Raw genomic sequence first — 15659 nt, forward strand, 5'->3', positions numbered from 1 at the left:
GAAATGGCGAGCAACTCAGATCTGGTCCAGCAACTCTGGGGCTTGTGTAACATCCTTCGGGATGACGGGATCACATATCACCAGTATGTGAATGAACTGTCATATTTGCTTTTTTTAAAGATGGCGCACGAAACCGGGGCAGATGCCGAACTTCCGCGGGGGTTTGGCTGGACCGATCTAGCCGGACGCACTGGAGCGGATCAGTTCGACTTTTATCGCAAGCAGCTGGTTACGCTCGGGACGGACGAAAATCCACAGATACGAGCCATTTTCGCGAACCCAACCTCTCTTCTCCGGCAACCAAGTAGTTTGAATATTTTGGTGGCGAAGATCGATGAATTCGACTGGTATCGCGCGCGTCAGGAAGGTCTTGGCGATCTTTACGAGGGGTTGTTGCAAAAAAATGCGAGCGAGAAGAAGAGTGGGGCTGGCCAGTATTTCACGCCTCGACCGCTCATCGACTGTATGGTTGCGGTGATGAAGCCCTCGGTGGACGATGTGATTCAGGACCCAGCAGCTGGCACGGGTGGGTTTCTCGTCGCAGCACAAAGGTACATACTCGAGAATGGACGCCCAGAGACGTGGACTCGTGACCAACGGCAGAAGTTTGAGGAGGGGACGTTTTTCGGGATGGAGCACGTGCAGGATACGCACCGTCTCGCATTGATGAACTTGATGCTGCATGGAATACAATCGAGACCGGACGGCGCCGGCATCCGTTTGGGGGACACTCTCAGTCCGGTAGGCGCTGCACTGCCGCGGGCCACCTTGTTCCTTACGAATCCGCCATTCGGAACCAAGAGTGGCGGAGGAGTTCCAACTCGTAAGGATTTGCCGTTTCCTACGAGCAACAAACAATTTTGTTTTCTCCAACATATTTACCTTGGGCTTATGCCCGGAGGGCGGGCAGCTGTTGTCCTTCCTGACAACGTCCTATTCGAGGGCAATATTGGTAAACAAATTCGTGTAGACTTGATGAACAAATGCAATCTCCACACGATCCTGCGGCTGCCCACAGGGATCTTCTATGCTCAAGGTGTTAACACCAATGTACTCTTCTTTACACGCGGGAGTTCAGAGATAGCTAACACACAAAAAGTGTGGGTTTACGATCTAAGGACCGGAATGCCGCAGTATGGTAAGAGAAAACAACTTATCCGCGCGGCGTTTAACCGCTTCGAAGAAGAATTCGGTGATGATCCTTGGGGATCGTCTGACGCCCTGGCGCTCCGCAGGGAATCAACGGACGGCGGCCCTTTTCGCTGTTACAGCCGGGAAGAGATTGCTGCGCGGAATGAAAGTCTTGATCTTAGTTGGAGCCGGGGAAACACCCGTGACGTAGACATAATTGATCGAGATCCAGTGGAACTCGCGCACGAAGCTCTGGAAGAACTCGAGTGTGCAATGGAACACCTTCGCGGGATCCTTGGTGCTCTCGGTGAGGAGGATGAGCAGTGACCAAAGTTCCTGACGGTTGGATAGAGGCACCAATTGGCAGCCTTTGCGTGTTGCGCAATGGCCGTGCATTTGGTCCGTCAGAATGGACGACCGAAGGATTGCCGATTGTTCGTATTCAGAATCTGAAGGACCCGAATGCTACGTTCAACTATTACGAGGGGGAGGTAGACGAAGTACATCGCCTACACGGCGGAGAACTGCTGTTTTCATGGTCCGGAACTCCTGGCACGTCGTTCGGGGCGTTCATCTGGGAAGGCGGCGAAGCCGTACTAAACCAGCATATCTTCAGGGTGGATTTCGATGAAAGTCTCTTAGATAAGCGATTTTTTCGGTACGCAATGAACGAGCGGCTCAATGAGCTGATTGAGGCTGCACACGGAGGTGTCGGGCTGCGCCACATTACCAAAGGGGTTTTCGAAGCCACCCGGATCAAACTCGCGCCTTTAGCAGAACAACGTCGGATCGCGAGCATTGCCACCGATCTGCAGTCCCGAGCTGATCGCTGTCTTGAACATCTTAAGCGTATTCCGAATCATCTCGATAAATTTCGGTCCGCAGTTCTCCACGCAGCAACAACAGGCATGCTCGACTTAAACGCTGAGATCCCAATTGATGCGTGGGAACATGTGACGATCGGCGACCTGCTCATTGAGAAACCGCGAAATGGCTACTCCCCACGTGCAGTGGATTATAAGACGCCTGTGAAGTCGCTTACGCTGCGCGCGACAACCACCGGTAAGTTTCTCCCCGAGAATTTCAAATACGTGGACACAGAAATACCGCGATCCTCACATCTGTGGCTGCAACCTGGAGACATCCTTGTGCAGCGTGCTAACTCTTTAGAGTATGTAGGCGTAAGCGCAATCTATGACGGACCACCTTATGGTTTTATTTATCCCGACCTGATGATGAAGTGTCGGGCCAACGAGCGGGTACTCACTAAGTACCTTCACTATTCGCTCCTGAGTCCAGCCGTACGGAAGTTCTTCCGAGAGAACGCCACCGGGACCGCTGGTAACATGCCCAAAATTAACAACCAGACGCTAACGCGAGCCCCTGTACTACTTCCGCCATTGGAATATCAACACGAGATTGTCGATCGAGTTGAAGGCCTCTTCTCCCAAGCCGACGCGCTCGAAGAGCGATATCGCTGGGCGGTTCGGTGGGTTGAACGCTTCCCATCCGCAGTAATGGAGAAGGCATTTGCCGGCGCGTTGGGGACTCAGGATCCTGCCGATGAACCCGCGGCGCTCTTGCTTAACCGAATCCTTGCTTGGCGGGACAGGGCGACCAGTGTCCAGAAACCGAGAAAACCACGGCAAAAGGAGAGGATAACCACCGTGCGGACCCTTCTAGAGACACTCAGGGACGCTGAAGGATGGATCTCCGCTGACGAAGCGTTTCGCCGCTGTGGGCTAACTGACGGCGCAGAAACCGACCGTGTGGAACAACTTTATGGTGAACTTCGGGATCTCGCGCAGGCCGGTCGCCTCGAAACGTCGACCGAGAGAGATACTGAGGGTCGTAAACTGTACGATCGTATCAGGCTGATTGGGGAGGACGAACATGCGACTGGATAAGCTCACGATCGGGAGCCCGAAAGACAGCCCGACGCATACTTTCAAAAATCTAAAGAACGTAACCATTGACTTCGATGCTGCGCATTGGGTTACCGTCGTCATTGGATGGAATGGGACGGGGAAATCGAATGTCCTCGAGGCACTCGCAATAATTTTTCGGGATTTGATTACGAAGAAAGGCCCTCAATTTGCTTATCAACTTACTTACACGATTGGCCCAGCATCCGGAGGGCGCCGTATTGAGATTGATGCCGATCCAGACCGGGAGAAAGCACCGTACGTGTTTCACATTACACGCAAATCACAGGATATTGCCGATGCGAAGTCGGGTGAGCTCGCATTGGATTCGCATGTGCGATCGAAACTGACGAAAATTTCCAAGTTTTTGGATGAAGACCATTTGAATCTACCTCGGTATGTATTTGGCTATTATTCGGGCGAAAGCACGCGTATGCGTGATGTGTTCAGGCCATATCTGGAGTCATATGACCGGCTGCTGCGGCGCGGGGAAGATCCGGGATTAAGGCGTTTGTTCTTTGCTCTTCCCGTGCATAGTCAGTTTGTGCTGCTCGCCTTCCTGATTCAGCAGAACGAGGAAGTTCGCGCGTTCTTGGATGAACATCTTGGGCTTGACCCAGACGAAGGTATTGATTCGGTCTTGTTTGTCCTTCGGCAGCCACCTTGGACATCCAATGCTCCCGATGGGGATCCAAGATTTTGGAACGCCCGCGGGATCGTTCGGGACTTTCTTGCGCAGTTGTATGAAACCGCTTTGGCCCCTGTTCGCATCACACGCCGCGTTCCTGTTTCGCTCTGGAACAAAGAGACACTTGAATACTTATATCTTTATGTCAAGGATATCGGGGCGTTGCGATCTCTCGTAGGAGGGAGAACGCCTGCTGAATTCTTCCGGGGGCTCGAGAGCACTCACGTGTCTGAACTTATTGAAGAAGTCCGGATTCGCGTGAGGTTGAAGAAGAACGACGGTGGGGTCACTTTCCGCGAGCTCAGTGAAGGCGAACAGCAGTTATTGACGGTGCTCGGTCTCCTTCGCTTCACAGCGGAAGAACAGAGCCTTTTCCTTCTCGATGAACCGGATACACACTTGAATCCACGTTGGAGTGTCGATTATCTGAATTATTTACGCAAGTTTGTGGGAACTGACGATGACAACCGCGAAAGTAGCCACGTAGTACTCACTACCCACAACCCATTGGCGATCGCTGAATTGGAACGCGAGCAGGTTCAGATTCTCAGATTGTCCTCGCAGGATGGTGCTCGTAAGGTGGTCGTGAGTTTTCCCGAACTCGATCCGCGTGGACAAGGCTACGCTGCGATCGTTACAAGCGATATGTTCGGTATCGCGTCGTCTATGGATAAGCCGACGCAGTTACTCCTTGAAAAACAACGGATATATGCAGGCAAGCGAACTCTTACCGATGAGGAACAAGCGGAGCTTGAAAGGCTAAATCATTCCTTGAGTCGTCTCGGCTTCCGGTTCTTCCATCCTGACGATGAATTTTCGCGATACCTAAGGATCCGCAATGAGAAGCTCGAAGCTCGCTTCGGAACTGCAGACGGTGATGTCCTCGCTGGTGCCGTTCTGCAGATGAGCCGCGACGACCGCGAAGCGCTCGCTACCGAGCTAATTGACGAGTTGCTCGCCGAAGAATCCGACCTGAAGAACGAGTTCCAATGAGATTTGTCGATCTAGACAACCTTCGAGTTCCAGATGGATGGATGGACGAGGCGAAGGCCGCCGCAGACAAAGTTGCTGCTGGGGGTGATCCTGACGATGGCGCCCATGTCTGGAGAAAACTTAAGAACCAACTTGCTGTGCTACTCCATGACAAATGCTGGTTTTGTGAAACTGTAATAACGAGATCTGACAATGCAGTTGATCATTTCCGGCCCAAGAACCGGGTGAGTGATGCCGCTAATCCACATACAGGTTACCGGTGGCTTGCCTTCGACAGGTCGAACTTCCGGTACTCTTGTACGTTTTGCAACAGCTTGCGGAAGGGTGGCGGCACAAAAGGGGGTAAAGCGGATCGTTTCCCGCTTCTCGATGAGAGCTGTCGGTTGTATGCTCCTGGGGCCCTTGACCAAGAAACACCAACACTCTTGGATCCATGTGATATCAACGATTGGGAGTTGCTGGGTTGTAAGCAAGAAAACGGGGAGCCGTGCCCCGCAACTCAAGATTCGATGGACAAACTTCGAGCGAAGACCTCGATCGAGATCTACCACCTCGATCATGAACCTACGTGCAAGCAGAGGCACACGGCTGCCGTTGACCTAATCGCGAATGTTGAACAGGGGAAACGACTTTTTCTTCTTTCCCAGACGAACGCTGTGTTCAAACGGGAATGGAAGGCTGTAGCGAAGAAGATAAAGCGCGCGATTGATCGTCACTCTCCATACAGCGGAGAGATGATATTTCTGCTGCGCGGTATGCGGGATTCAGCGCACCCGTGGATTCAAGCACTTTTAGAAGGCTAAAGCTTATGCACGCGATAGTTCCCGGCTCTAGGCTTGCCCCAGCTTCTACGTAGATCCTCCACTGGCTCGGCTTCTGCATCCGCCACGACCGGAGTGAACGGCGGCTGTTTCTCCTGACTTCGGAGCCGATGCCCACCTTCCTCCGCGTGTACGATCCTGCCCCTCGCACCCGTGCGGGGGGCGCATGAAGCTGGTCGTCTTCGGACTCACCATCACCTCCAGCTGGGGGAACGGGCACGCCACGCTCTGGCGCGGTCTCGTCCGCGCGCTCATCGCCCGCGGGCACCGCGTGGTGTTCTTCGAGCGCGACGTGCCGTACTACGCCGGCGCGCGCGACCTGTGGGAGATCCCGGGCGGCGAGCTGGTCCTCTATCCCTCCTGGGACGCCGTCCTCCCCTGCGCCCGCAGCCACCTGGCCGACGCCGACGTGGCGATGGTCACCTCCTACTGCGCCGACGGCGTCGCCGCCGCGCGCGCGGTGCTCGACTCGCCCGCGCAGCTGCGCACCTTCTACGACCTGGACACGCCCGTCACTCTCGACGGGGTGAAGACGGGGCGCGAGGTGCCGTACCTCCCCCCCGAGGGGCTGGGCGGCTTCGACCTGGTGCTCTCCTTCACCGGCGGCGCGGCGCTGGAGCAGCTTCGCACCACGCTCGGCGCCCGCCGCGCGGCGCCCCTCTACGGCCACGTCGATCCGGACGTGCATCGCCCCGTGCCGCCGCTGGAGGGGCCGCGCGCGGACCTCAGCTACCTGGGCACCTACGCGGAAGACCGGCAGGCGGCGCTCGAGGCGCTGTTCATCGCCCCCGCGCGGCGGATGCCGGGGCGGCGCTTCCTGATCGCCGGCGCGCAGTATCCGCACGACTTTCCGTGGACGGACAACGTCTATTTCCAGCGCCACCTTCCGCCGGCCGGCCATCCCGCGTTCTTCTGCTCGTCGCGCCTCACGCTCAACGTCACCCGGCGAGCGATGGCGGAGATGGGCTTCTGCCCGAGCGGGCGGCTGTTCGAGGCGGCGGCGTGCGGCGTGCCCATCCTCACCGACGCGTGGGACGGGCTGGGCGCCTTCTTCACCCCCGGCGAGGAGATCCTGACCGCGTCGACGACGGACGAGGCGATCTCCGCCATCTCGTTGGGGGATGAGGAGTTGCGGCGCATCGCCGCCGCGGCGCGGGAGCGGACGCTGGCGGAGCACACGTCGAAGCGGCGGGCGATGGAACTGGAGGAGATGCTGGACGCGGCGGTGCGCGGCGAGGAGTGGGGCGGGGGAGAAGCGGTTGCGGAAGGTTCACTCGCGATGGAGGCGTGAGGGCGATGTGGGGGATCGTGCCGGCGGCGGGGGCGGGAACGCGGATCCAGCCGCTCGCGTTCAGCAAGGAGCTGCTCCCCGTGGGGAGCCGCGAGGACGAGGACGGCGTGGAGCGCCCGCGCGCGGTCAGCGAGTACCTGGTGGAGCGGATGATCCGCGGCGGCGCGGACCGCATCTGCTTCGTCATCTCCCCCGGCAAGAGCGACATCCTGGGCTACTACGGCGGGGAGATCGGCGGCGCGCACGTGTGCTACGTCGTCCAGCCGAAGCCGGCGGGGCTGTGCGACTCCATCTTCCGCGCGCTGCCGTTCATCGCCGCGGACGAGGACGTGCTGGTGGGGCTGCCGGACACGCTCTGGTTCCCGGAAGACGGCTTCGCGGCGCTGCCGGACGGCGAGCTGTCGTTCCTCCTCTTCCCCGTGGACCGCCCCGAGTTCTTCGACGCGGTGGTGCACGACGACGACGGGAGCGTCACCGAGATCCAGGTGAAGCAGCCGGGCGCGGCCACGCACTGGGTGTGGGGCGCGTTCAAGCTCCCGGCGCGCACGCTGGCCGATCTCCACGCGCTCTGGCAGGAGCGGGGGCGGCGCGACGAGTACATCGGCACGCTGGTGAACGCGTGGCTGGAGCGGGGCGGCCGCGCGCGCGGCATCCGCGCCGGCCAGGCGTACGTGGACGTGGGCACGCTGCACGGCTACCGCGAGGCCATCCACGTGCTCGAGGAGCGCCCCCCGCACCTCGCGGGAGATGCGGCGACGGTCGAGCCGCGGCCCTGGCGCGCGGCGGCCGGCGTCGCGCTGGGGTGATGCCGGTCCGGCATGGAGAGGGGCGAATGAATTCGCTGCAACAACCACACGAAGTCCGCCTTCGCGGACTACAGGCGGTGGTGCGGGCGAGGCTTCGGTGCTCGCGGCGAGCGATGGGCGGTGATGGCGCGGTAGCCTGCAGCCGCACGAAGTAACCGCGAGCGAAGCGAGCCGAAGTCCCTCTCCTGCAGTTCGGGAGAGGGACAGGCTGGACGGGCGCGACGGGTCGCGCCGGCCAGCCAGGGTGAGGGCCCCGCGCGGTCGCGAAGAGGACGCGAGGTCTGGTGTCGTGCAGTATCTAACCCGATGAGGCGACTGGAGATGACGACGACGGTGGAGGCGGGGCCGTACTCGGCGGAGATGATCGAGGCGCGCGTCCGCGAGCTGGGCCCGTGGTTCCACAACCTGGACCTCAAGGGGGTGAAGACGGCGCCCGAGCACTTCCTGGGCGACTACCCCAACATCAAGTGGCGCAACTTCGCGCACGCCATCCCCGCCGACCTCACCGGCAGGACGGTGCTCGACATCGGCTGCAACGCCGGCTTCTACAGCATGGAGATGAAGCGCCGCGGCGCATCCCGTGTCGTCGGCGTCGACAGCGAGGACCTCTATCTCGACCAGGCGCGCTTTGCCGCAGAGGTCGAGGGGCTCGACATCGAGTACCGCAAGCTCTCGGTCTACGACGTCGCCCGGCTGGGGGAGAAGTTCGACTTCGTCATCTTCATGGGCGTGCTCTACCATCTCCGCCACCCGCTCCTCGCGCTCGACCTCCTCCACGAGCACGTGGTGGGGGATCTGATGCTGTTCCAGAGCATGCAGCGCGGCTCGACGGATGCGATCGACGTCGGCGAGAACCACGAGTTCTGGGAGACGGAGCTGTTCGACCTCCACGCCTATCCCAAGCTGCACTTCGTCGAGCACCGCTATGCGGACGATCCCACCAACTGGTGGGTGCCGAACGCCGCCTGCGCCGAGGCCATGCTGCGCAGCGCAGGCTTCGAGATCGTGGAGCACCCCGAGCAGGAAGTCTACCTCTGCCGCCGCGGCGCCGTCCCCGACGAGCTGCCGCGCGCCGTCTATCCCGCGGGCACGGGAGCGGCCCGGTGATCGAGGCGGTGATGCTCTGGAACGAGCCGAACAACATGTCCCACTGGGACTTCGGCATCGACCGGGGGTGGCGGATCTACGCGGACATGGTGAAGCGCGCAGGGGCCGCCATACGCGCCGAGCGGCCCGGCCTGCCGCGCGTGCTGGGGGGGATGAGCCCCATCGACCCTGGGTTCGTCGCGAACCTGCAGGCGCAGGGCGCGCTGGACGAGATCGACGTGGTGGCGGTCCACGGCTTCCCGCTCGACTGGAACCTGTGGAGCGTGGACGACTGGCCCGCGCGCCTCCAGTCCGTCCGCGACGTCACCGACCGCCCGGTGTGGGTCACCGAAGTGGGCGTGTCGACCTACGCCAACGAGGAGGTGCAGCGGCTGGGGCTGAAGAAGACGGCGGAGATGCTGCGCGGCCGCGCCGGCCGCGTCCACTGGTACTCGCTCTTCGACCTCCCCCGCGAGTGGGGCGCGACCACGCGGCACAAGGAGCGGGAGGGATCGTCGTACTTCCGCCACTTCCACATGGGCCTGATCCGCGCGGACGGCACGCCCAAGAAGGCACTGGAGACGTTCGGCGATTACGCGCCCGAGCTCGGCCTCTGCCAGTGGTTCCACTACCAGGACCCGCGGCTGGACGAGGCGGTGAAGTGGTTCCGCGAGCTGGGGGTTACGAAGGTTCGCACCGGCCTGGCCTGGAGCGACGACCACGACCGCGGCGCCGAGGCCTGGTTCGACCGCCAGATGGCCGCGCTGGAGCCGTTCGACGTGACGGTGACGTTCTGCTTCACCCCGGAGTGCCGCGGCATCGTCCCCCACCACACCAGCCCGCCGCAGTGCGTGGACGAGTTCGCCGACTTCTGCGCGCGGATGGTGCGGCGGTACGGGTGAGGCTTACCTCGCCTCCGTTGAGCCCTCTCCCTGGCTGCTCGGCGCGACTGCGTCGCGTCCGAACAGCCTGTCCCTCCCCCAAAACCGACTGGGGGAGGGACTTGGGCGCGCTCCGCGCGCGGCTCTTCGAGTTCTCCAAGCCGCGAGCCGGAGGTGTGCGATCGCAGGCGGCATCCCATCGAAGGACAAGCAGATATGGTTGCGGTGTAACATCTTACATCCACAGAATTCCGAAAAACCGGCGCGGGTGCGGCGTGGATTCCGCAGCCGCGCCGGGGCGTTAATCAGGGTTTAAGAATCAAAATAAAACCTTTTCGCGGTTCCCTCCGTCTTAATTCGCGAGCAGACGATGCTGCTCCGTGAACTGGAAACCACGAGACGATCCGAGGAACCGATGAACAAGTCCATCGCCAACACCGTCCGCGCCGCCTTCGCGCTCTTCATGCTCGGCATCGGAATGTACGCCGGGGTCGACACCCTGGTTGCGCACGACCTGGCCAATCGCGGGCTGAGCACCTGCGGCAGCGCCGAGAATCCCTGCGCGCTGGCCCCGCTGCACGTAGCCGTTTCGCCGGTGGCCGCTCCGGCGCACAAGTCCGGCGCGACCGTCCGCGCCGTGGCCGGTGCGCCGAGCGCGCCCCGCAGCGCGATGGCCGAATCCTGACGCATCGGACCTCGGCCTCGCTTTCCAGATAGATGCCCCGGCGCCGCACCACGCGGCGCCGGGGCCGTTGTTTTGTCCCAGGTCCCGCAGATCCGACGACGAACCCCAGGCTTTCGAGTGGATCCCGGGCCTGTCCGCGGCGCGGGCTGGCCCCCTCCCCCCGGCCCCCTCCCCCGCTTCGCAGGGGCGGGGGAGAACTCAGCGCGGAAGGCAGACGCCACACTGAGGTCTCCCCTCCCCCATCCCTCCCCCCTCGTGGGGGAGGGGCCGGGGGTGGGGGGGAGCCGGCGCGCAGGGTAATCTCCGCATTTCCGCGAAGACCCCTGTCCAGCCCCCGCCCTTGCCGAACTGTGTGACGGGGTCGCAATCTTCCGGGTCAAACTCCCCGGACCCTGCCGAGCCCCGACGCCCCGACGGAGCGCGCTTGCCTGCAACGCTGACGGTCGACGAGCTGCTGCGCACCAAGAAGGACTCCCTGGCCCTGGAGCTCCTGACCGACGGGCGCGGGCTGGTGCGCGAGATCAAGAACCCCGACATCTCCAGCCCCGGGCTCGTCCTCACCGGCTACAGCGAGCGCTTTCCCAGCGAGCGCGTGCAGGTGCTCGGCGAGACGGAAGTCTCCTTCCTCGAGTCGCTCGACGACGACCGCCGCAGGAGCGCCATCGAGGCGTTCCTCTCCTTCGACATCCCCGTCATCTTCATCACCAAGGGGCAGGATCCGCCCGAGCCGCTGGTCGAGGTGGCCAACCAGGTGGGCACGCCGGTGATACTCTCGGGGCTCAAGACTTCCGAGTTCTACACCCGCATCAAGCCGTTCCTGGAAGAGCGCTTTGCCCCGACGACCACCATGCACGGCTCGCTGGCGGACGTCTACGGCGTGGGGCTGCTCTTCGTGGGCACCAGCGGGGTAGGAAAGAGCGAGGCGGTGCTGGACCTGGTCGAGCGCGGCCACCGGCTCGTCGCGGACGACCTGGTGATCGTCTCGCGGCGGGGGCACGAGGTGCTGATCGGGCGCGGGCACGAGCTGCAGCGGCACCACATGGAGATCCGCGGGGTGGGGATCATCGACGTGCACCGCCTGTTCGGGATCCGCGCCATCCGCCTGCAGAAGCGCATCGAGGTCGTCGTGCAGCTGGAGGTGTGGGACGGGAACGCCACCTACGACCGCACCGGGCTCGATCCCCAGTTCATCGACATCCTGGGCGTGCCCGTCCCCAAGGTCACCATCCCGCTGGTGCCGGGGAAGAACATCACCGTCGTCTGCGAGGTGGTGGCCATGAACCACCTGCTGAAATACTCCGGCCACGACACCGCGGCGCTGTTCAACCGGCGGCTGCAGGCGCGGATGGCCGGAAGCTCGGAGTACCTGGAGGAAGACTATGAGTGAGCCGGTGCGCGGCGTGGTGGTGGCGCACGGGTCGCTGGCGCAGGGGCTGGTGTCGTCGGTCCTGGCCATCAGCGGCGTGGAGGGCGAGGCGCTGCGGCCGCTGTCGAACGAGGGCTCGGGCCCCGAGGCGCTGCAGGCGCGCGTCAACGAGGCGCTGGGCAGCGAGGGGCCGGCCATCGTCTTCACCGACCTGGGAAGCGGGAGCTGCGCCTTCTGCGCGCGCCGCATCGCCCTGGAGCGGCCGGAGACGGCGATCGTCACGGGGGTCAATCTCCCCGTTCTCCTCGACTTCGTCTTCCACCGCGAGATGCCGCTGGGCGAACTGGTGGAGCGGCTGGTGGAGAAGGGGCGCGGGGGGATCACCGGCGCGCACCGGGAGGCGGCGGCGCATGCCGATCGTGCTGTTTAGGGTCGACGAGCGACTGATCCACGGCCAGGTGGTCGTGGGCTGGGGCGGCCCCCTGCACGCCGACCGCATCGTGGTGGTGGACGACGAGCTCGCGGCCAGTCCGTGGGAGCAGGAGCTGTACTGCCTGGGCGTGCCGCCCGAGATCGAGGCGCGCTTCCTCACCGTCGCCGCCGCGCGCGGCGACGTCCCCGCGTGGAAGGCCGACGCCAAGCGCACCATCGTCCTCGTCCGCGACGTGGAGACGGCCGCGCGGATCGCCGACGGCGGCGTGCTGGCGGGCGAGGAGGTGAACCTGGGCGGGATCCACCACGCCGAGGGGCGCGCGCGCATCCTCCCGTACCTCCATCTCCGGCCGGACGAGCGCGCGCGGCTCGACGAGATCGCCGCCACCGGCGCCGAGGTCTCCGCCCGTGACCTCCCCGCGTCGAGGAAGGTGCCGCTGAAGGAGCTGCCGGCGGGGTGATCAGGCGGATCGGGCGAATGAATTCGCGGCAACAACGGCCCGAAGTCCGCCTTCGCGGACTCCCGCGGGCGGCATTCGTCCCGGAGGCGGCTGACGAACGAGCGACACCCCTCCGGGTGTGATCCTGAGGGCGCGGCACACCGGAGCAGCGTAGGAGCAGATATCTGCCGCGCCCGAAGGATCTTGCAGGGGTTGGGATGATGTCCGCGCGGACGCGCCGGCATCTTCGCGGGATCGAGTAGATCCTTCGGTCGGCGCCAGGTACTGGTGCGGACGCGAGTTCGGCGCGGCGCCTCCCTCAGGATGACAGCAGTTGGTCGGATGGCCGGGGGACCATCGGGCGGGCAGGATGCCAGCCAATCGCGCCGAAGCCGCTCCGCGCGCTGAGGTCTCCCCCTCCCCCAGTCGGTTTTGGGGGAGGGGGCTGGGGGGAGAGGGCGCGATGCGGCGTACGCGCGGAAATCGTTCAGCGTGACGGATTTCCGCGATCGCGGACGATGGACTCCGTGTGATTCGACGCCGGTAACGGTTCGGGAACGATCGGGCACGACGGGATGAAGCCTTCTTCGCTGACGAGACACCGGACGGTATGATCCCCACCGCCGCGCAGATCGCCGTGCTGGCCCTGGTCGGAGGCCTCGTCGCGCTCGACGGGACCTCGGTGGGGCAGTTCATGGTCTCGCGCCCGTTCGTGGCCGCGGCGCTGGGGGGGCTGGTGGTCGGGCGGCCGGGGCTGGGAATGGCCGTGGGGATCGTGCTCGAGGCGCTGCACCTGGCCGTCCTTCCCGTCGGCGCGGCGAAGTATCCCGAGGGCGGGCCGCCGGCGGTGGCCGCGGGCGCGGTGTTCGCCGCGTCGCAGTCCCCGCCCGTGGCCGCGGGGGCGACGCTGCTCGTGGCCGTCCTCGTGGCCCTGGCGCTGGAGTGGTTCGGCGGGCACACGGTGGAGTGGATGCGGCAGTTCAACGTGCGCTTCGCCGGCGCGCCGCCGGAGGGGCTCACGCCCGGAGAAGTCGCGCGGCGCCACGGGATTCCCATCGCGGTGGACTTCCTGCGCGGCGCGGCGCTCACGCTGGCCGGCGTGGTGATCCTGGGGGTGCTGCTGCGCGCGATCGACTTCTCCGGCTTCCCCGAGATCGCCGTGGGCACGGTCGTCCGCCTGTCGGTCGTCGCGGGATTGGCGTCGGCGCTGCGGCTGTTCGGGCGGGCGCACTACCCGCTCTTCTTCGCGGGCGCCGCGGCGGGGGCGGTGGTGGCGTGGCTGAGGTGACGGGGCCGGGCGCGGGCGTGCGGCGGCGCATGCTGCTGCGCTCGTTCGCCGTGCAGGGAAGCTGGAACTACCAGACCCTGATCGGCACCGGGCTGGCCTTCGTCCTGGTCCCCGCGCTCCGCGATGTCTACCGGGGGGATGCGGACGGGCTGCGCGCGGCGCTGGGGCGCCACGCGGAGCTCTTCAACAGCCATCCGTACCTGGCCGCGGTGGCCGCCGGCGCCATCGCCCGGCTGGAGGCCGACCGCGTGCCGGCGGAGACGGTGGCGCGCTTCAAGGCCGCCGTGCGCGGCTCGCTGGGCACGCTGGGCGACCGGCTGGTGTGGCTGATGTGGCGCCCGATGTCGGTGCTCCTGGGCGTCTCGCTGGTCCTCGCCGGCGCCGCGTGGTGGATCGGCGCGCTGGCGTTCCTGGGAGTGTTCAACGCGCTCCACCTGTGGATGCGCGCCTGGGGGTTGAAGGCCGGCCTGCGCGACGGGCTGCAGATCGGCGGCACGCTGCGCGGCGTGCCCTTCCAGCGCCTGGGCGACCGCGCGGCGCAGATCGGCGCGCTCCTGGCCGGCTTCGCCGCGGCGCTGGCCGCGGCGCCGCGGGGCTCGCACGCGTGGGAATGGGGCGCCGGCCTCGTCGCCGGCGTGCTGGGGATCGCGCTGGGGCGCCGCGTGCGCGCCGTGGCCGCGGGCGCGATGGTGCTGGCGCTCCTGGCGGGGCTCGTCCTCGCTCGTACCTGATCGCCGGATGGGGATGGAAACGAACAGCGAAGTGCAGATCGTGAACAAGTACGGGCTCCACGCGCGCCCCGCCGCGGAGCTCGTGAAGCTGGCCAACCGCTTCCGCTCCGACGTCTGGATCCGCAAGGAAGACGTGGAGGTGAGCGGGAAGAGCATCATGGGGGTGATGATGCTGGCGGCCGAGTGTGGCAGCACGGTGCAGATCCGCGCCCGCGGCGAGGACTCGCGCGAGGCGGTGGACGCCCTGGTGCAGCTCATCCAGAACCGGTTCGGAGAGGACTGACGCCCGTGAGCCTGGTCCGCGACGGGATCCCGGCCGCGCCGGGGATCGTGATCGCCCCCGCGCGCGTGCTGCGCTGGGAGGTGCCGCGCGTGCCGCACGGCGCCACCGTTCCCGCCGAACGGGTGGAAGACGAGGTCCAGCGCTTCGTCGACGCCTGCCAATGGGCGCAGGAGCGCATCCGCGAGCTGCAGCGCCGCACCGCCGACAAGATGGGCGAGGTCGAGGCGCAGATCTTCGAGCCGCAGCTGCTGATGCTCGAGGACGTGGACCTGGTGCAGGGCACCATCGGCTACATCCGCGAGAACCACCTCACCGCCGAGCGCGCCTTCGAGTGGCGCGTGCTGGAGTGGGAGAGTGCCCTCTCGCACTCGTCGCACCCGATGGTGCTGGACCGGCTGAACGACCTGGCCGACGTGCAGAACCGCGTGCAGCGCCGGCTGATGGCGCTCCCCGACCCCGACATCGGCTCGCGCGCGGCCGACCACAAGCACGTCATCCTCGTCGCCCGCGAGCTGACGCCGTCCATCACCGTGCAGCTCGATCCCGAGCACGTGATCGGCATCGCCACCGACCTGGGGACGCGCACCTCGCACAGCGCCATCCTCGCGCGCTCGCTCGACATCCCCTGCGTCGTCTCCCTCGGCGACCTGTCCGACCAGGTGCGCGACGGGCAGGAGGTGATCCTGGACGGGCGCTCGGGGCGGGTGATCGTCAACCCCACCGAGCAGGACACCGCCGCCTACCGCGAGCGCGACTTCGCCATCCGCGAGTGGGAGCAGGAGCTGGTGCTGCTGGCCCACATGCCCTCGATG

Annotated in this window: 16 protein-coding genes; all 16 read left to right on the forward strand. The window is 64.5% G+C overall.

Annotation, left to right across the window (positions count from 1 at the left end):
• The first annotated feature begins 3 nt into the window (after positions 1-3).
• Positions 4-1458: an N-6 DNA methylase gene (locus VF092_14535; GenBank protein HEX6748511.1), complete on the forward strand. Its 1455-nt coding sequence runs from the start codon at positions 4-6 to the stop codon at positions 1456-1458.
• Entirely contained in the window at positions 1455-3038 is a 1584-nt protein-coding gene (locus VF092_14540; protein ID HEX6748512.1) for a restriction endonuclease subunit S, read from the forward strand. Before VF092_14535 ends, VF092_14540 begins: the two co-directional genes overlap by 4 nt.
• On the forward strand, positions 3025-4737 hold the full coding sequence (locus VF092_14545) for an AAA family ATPase (GenBank protein HEX6748513.1): 1713 nt from the start codon (positions 3025-3027) through the stop codon (positions 4735-4737). Before VF092_14540 ends, VF092_14545 begins: the two co-directional genes overlap by 14 nt.
• 41 nt (positions 4738-4778) lie before the next feature.
• Entirely contained in the window at positions 4779-5540 is a 762-nt protein-coding gene (locus VF092_14550) for a hypothetical protein (GenBank protein HEX6748514.1), read from the forward strand.
• 184 nt (positions 5541-5724) lie between these two features.
• Positions 5725-6849, forward strand: a complete 1125-nt coding sequence (locus VF092_14555; protein ID HEX6748515.1) for a glycosyltransferase — start codon at positions 5725-5727, stop codon at positions 6847-6849.
• A 5-nt stretch (positions 6850-6854) separates the two neighbouring features.
• On the forward strand, positions 6855-7655 hold the full coding sequence (locus VF092_14560; GenBank protein HEX6748516.1) for a nucleotidyltransferase family protein: 801 nt from the start codon (positions 6855-6857) through the stop codon (positions 7653-7655).
• A 306-nt stretch (positions 7656-7961) separates the two neighbouring features.
• Positions 7962-8762 carry a TIGR04290 family methyltransferase gene (locus VF092_14565; protein ID HEX6748517.1) on the forward strand — a complete coding sequence of 267 codons (801 nt, stop codon included), beginning with the start codon at positions 7962-7964 and terminating at the stop codon, positions 8760-8762.
• Positions 8759-9643, forward strand: a complete 885-nt coding sequence (locus VF092_14570) for a glycosyl hydrolase (protein HEX6748518.1) — start codon at positions 8759-8761, stop codon at positions 9641-9643. Before VF092_14565 ends, VF092_14570 begins: the two co-directional genes overlap by 4 nt.
• A gap of 394 nt (positions 9644-10037) precedes the next feature.
• Complete coding sequence (locus tag VF092_14575) at positions 10038-10307, forward strand: hypothetical protein (protein ID HEX6748519.1); 270 nt, start codon at positions 10038-10040, stop codon at positions 10305-10307.
• 424 nt (positions 10308-10731) lie between these two features.
• Entirely contained in the window at positions 10732-11694 is a 963-nt protein-coding gene (gene hprK / locus VF092_14580) for an HPr(Ser) kinase/phosphatase (protein HEX6748520.1), read from the forward strand.
• Positions 11687-12103 carry a hypothetical protein gene (locus tag VF092_14585; GenBank protein HEX6748521.1) on the forward strand — a complete coding sequence of 139 codons (417 nt, stop codon included), beginning with the start codon at positions 11687-11689 and terminating at the stop codon, positions 12101-12103. Before hprK ends, VF092_14585 begins: the two co-directional genes overlap by 8 nt.
• Positions 12084-12566, forward strand: coding sequence for a PTS sugar transporter subunit IIB (locus VF092_14590; protein HEX6748522.1), 483 nt, complete (start codon positions 12084-12086; stop codon positions 12564-12566). The genes VF092_14585 and VF092_14590 overlap by 20 nt, the downstream gene beginning before the upstream one ends.
• Before the next feature lie 589 nt (positions 12567-13155).
• The gene (locus tag VF092_14595; GenBank protein HEX6748523.1) at positions 13156-13833 is read left to right on the forward strand and encodes a PTS sugar transporter subunit IIC; all 678 of its coding nucleotides are present in this window, start codon (positions 13156-13158) and stop codon (positions 13831-13833) included.
• Positions 13821-14564, forward strand: coding sequence for a PTS system mannose/fructose/sorbose family transporter subunit IID (locus VF092_14600; protein HEX6748524.1), 744 nt, complete (start codon positions 13821-13823; stop codon positions 14562-14564). The genes VF092_14595 and VF092_14600 overlap by 13 nt, the downstream gene beginning before the upstream one ends.
• Before the next feature lie 13 nt (positions 14565-14577).
• Positions 14578-14847, forward strand: coding sequence for an HPr family phosphocarrier protein (locus tag VF092_14605; GenBank protein ID HEX6748525.1), 270 nt, complete (start codon positions 14578-14580; stop codon positions 14845-14847).
• A 5-nt stretch (positions 14848-14852) separates the two neighbouring features.
• Positions 14853-15659 (forward strand): PEP-utilizing enzyme (locus VF092_14610; GenBank protein ID HEX6748526.1); only part of this gene is annotated, 807 nt, incomplete at its 3' end.

Origin of the sequence: Longimicrobium sp. (assembly GCA_036377595.1) — a bacterium.
GTDB lineage: Bacteria > Gemmatimonadota > Gemmatimonadetes > Longimicrobiales > Longimicrobiaceae > Longimicrobium.

Coding starts and splice junctions, on each gene's coding strand:
- VF092_14535 (HEX6748511.1), top strand. CDS start 4: ATGGCGAGCAACTCAGATCTGGTCCAGCAACTCTGGGGCTTGTGTAAC.
- VF092_14545 (HEX6748513.1), top strand. CDS start 3,025: ATGCGACTGGATAAGCTCACGATCGGGAGCCCGAAAGACAGCCCGACG.
- VF092_14550 (HEX6748514.1), top strand. CDS start 4,779: ATGGACGAGGCGAAGGCCGCCGCAGACAAAGTTGCTGCTGGGGGTGAT.
- VF092_14555 (HEX6748515.1), top strand. CDS start 5,725: ATGAAGCTGGTCGTCTTCGGACTCACCATCACCTCCAGCTGGGGGAAC.
- VF092_14560 (HEX6748516.1), top strand. CDS start 6,855: ATGTGGGGGATCGTGCCGGCGGCGGGGGCGGGAACGCGGATCCAGCCG.
- VF092_14565 (HEX6748517.1), top strand. CDS start 7,962: ATGAGGCGACTGGAGATGACGACGACGGTGGAGGCGGGGCCGTACTCG.
- VF092_14575 (HEX6748519.1), top strand. CDS start 10,038: ATGAACAAGTCCATCGCCAACACCGTCCGCGCCGCCTTCGCGCTCTTC.
- VF092_14585 (HEX6748521.1), top strand. CDS start 11,687: ATGAGTGAGCCGGTGCGCGGCGTGGTGGTGGCGCACGGGTCGCTGGCG.
- VF092_14590 (HEX6748522.1), top strand. CDS start 12,084: ATGCCGATCGTGCTGTTTAGGGTCGACGAGCGACTGATCCACGGCCAG.
- VF092_14595 (HEX6748523.1), top strand. CDS start 13,156: ATGATCCCCACCGCCGCGCAGATCGCCGTGCTGGCCCTGGTCGGAGGC.
- VF092_14605 (HEX6748525.1), top strand. CDS start 14,578: ATGGAAACGAACAGCGAAGTGCAGATCGTGAACAAGTACGGGCTCCAC.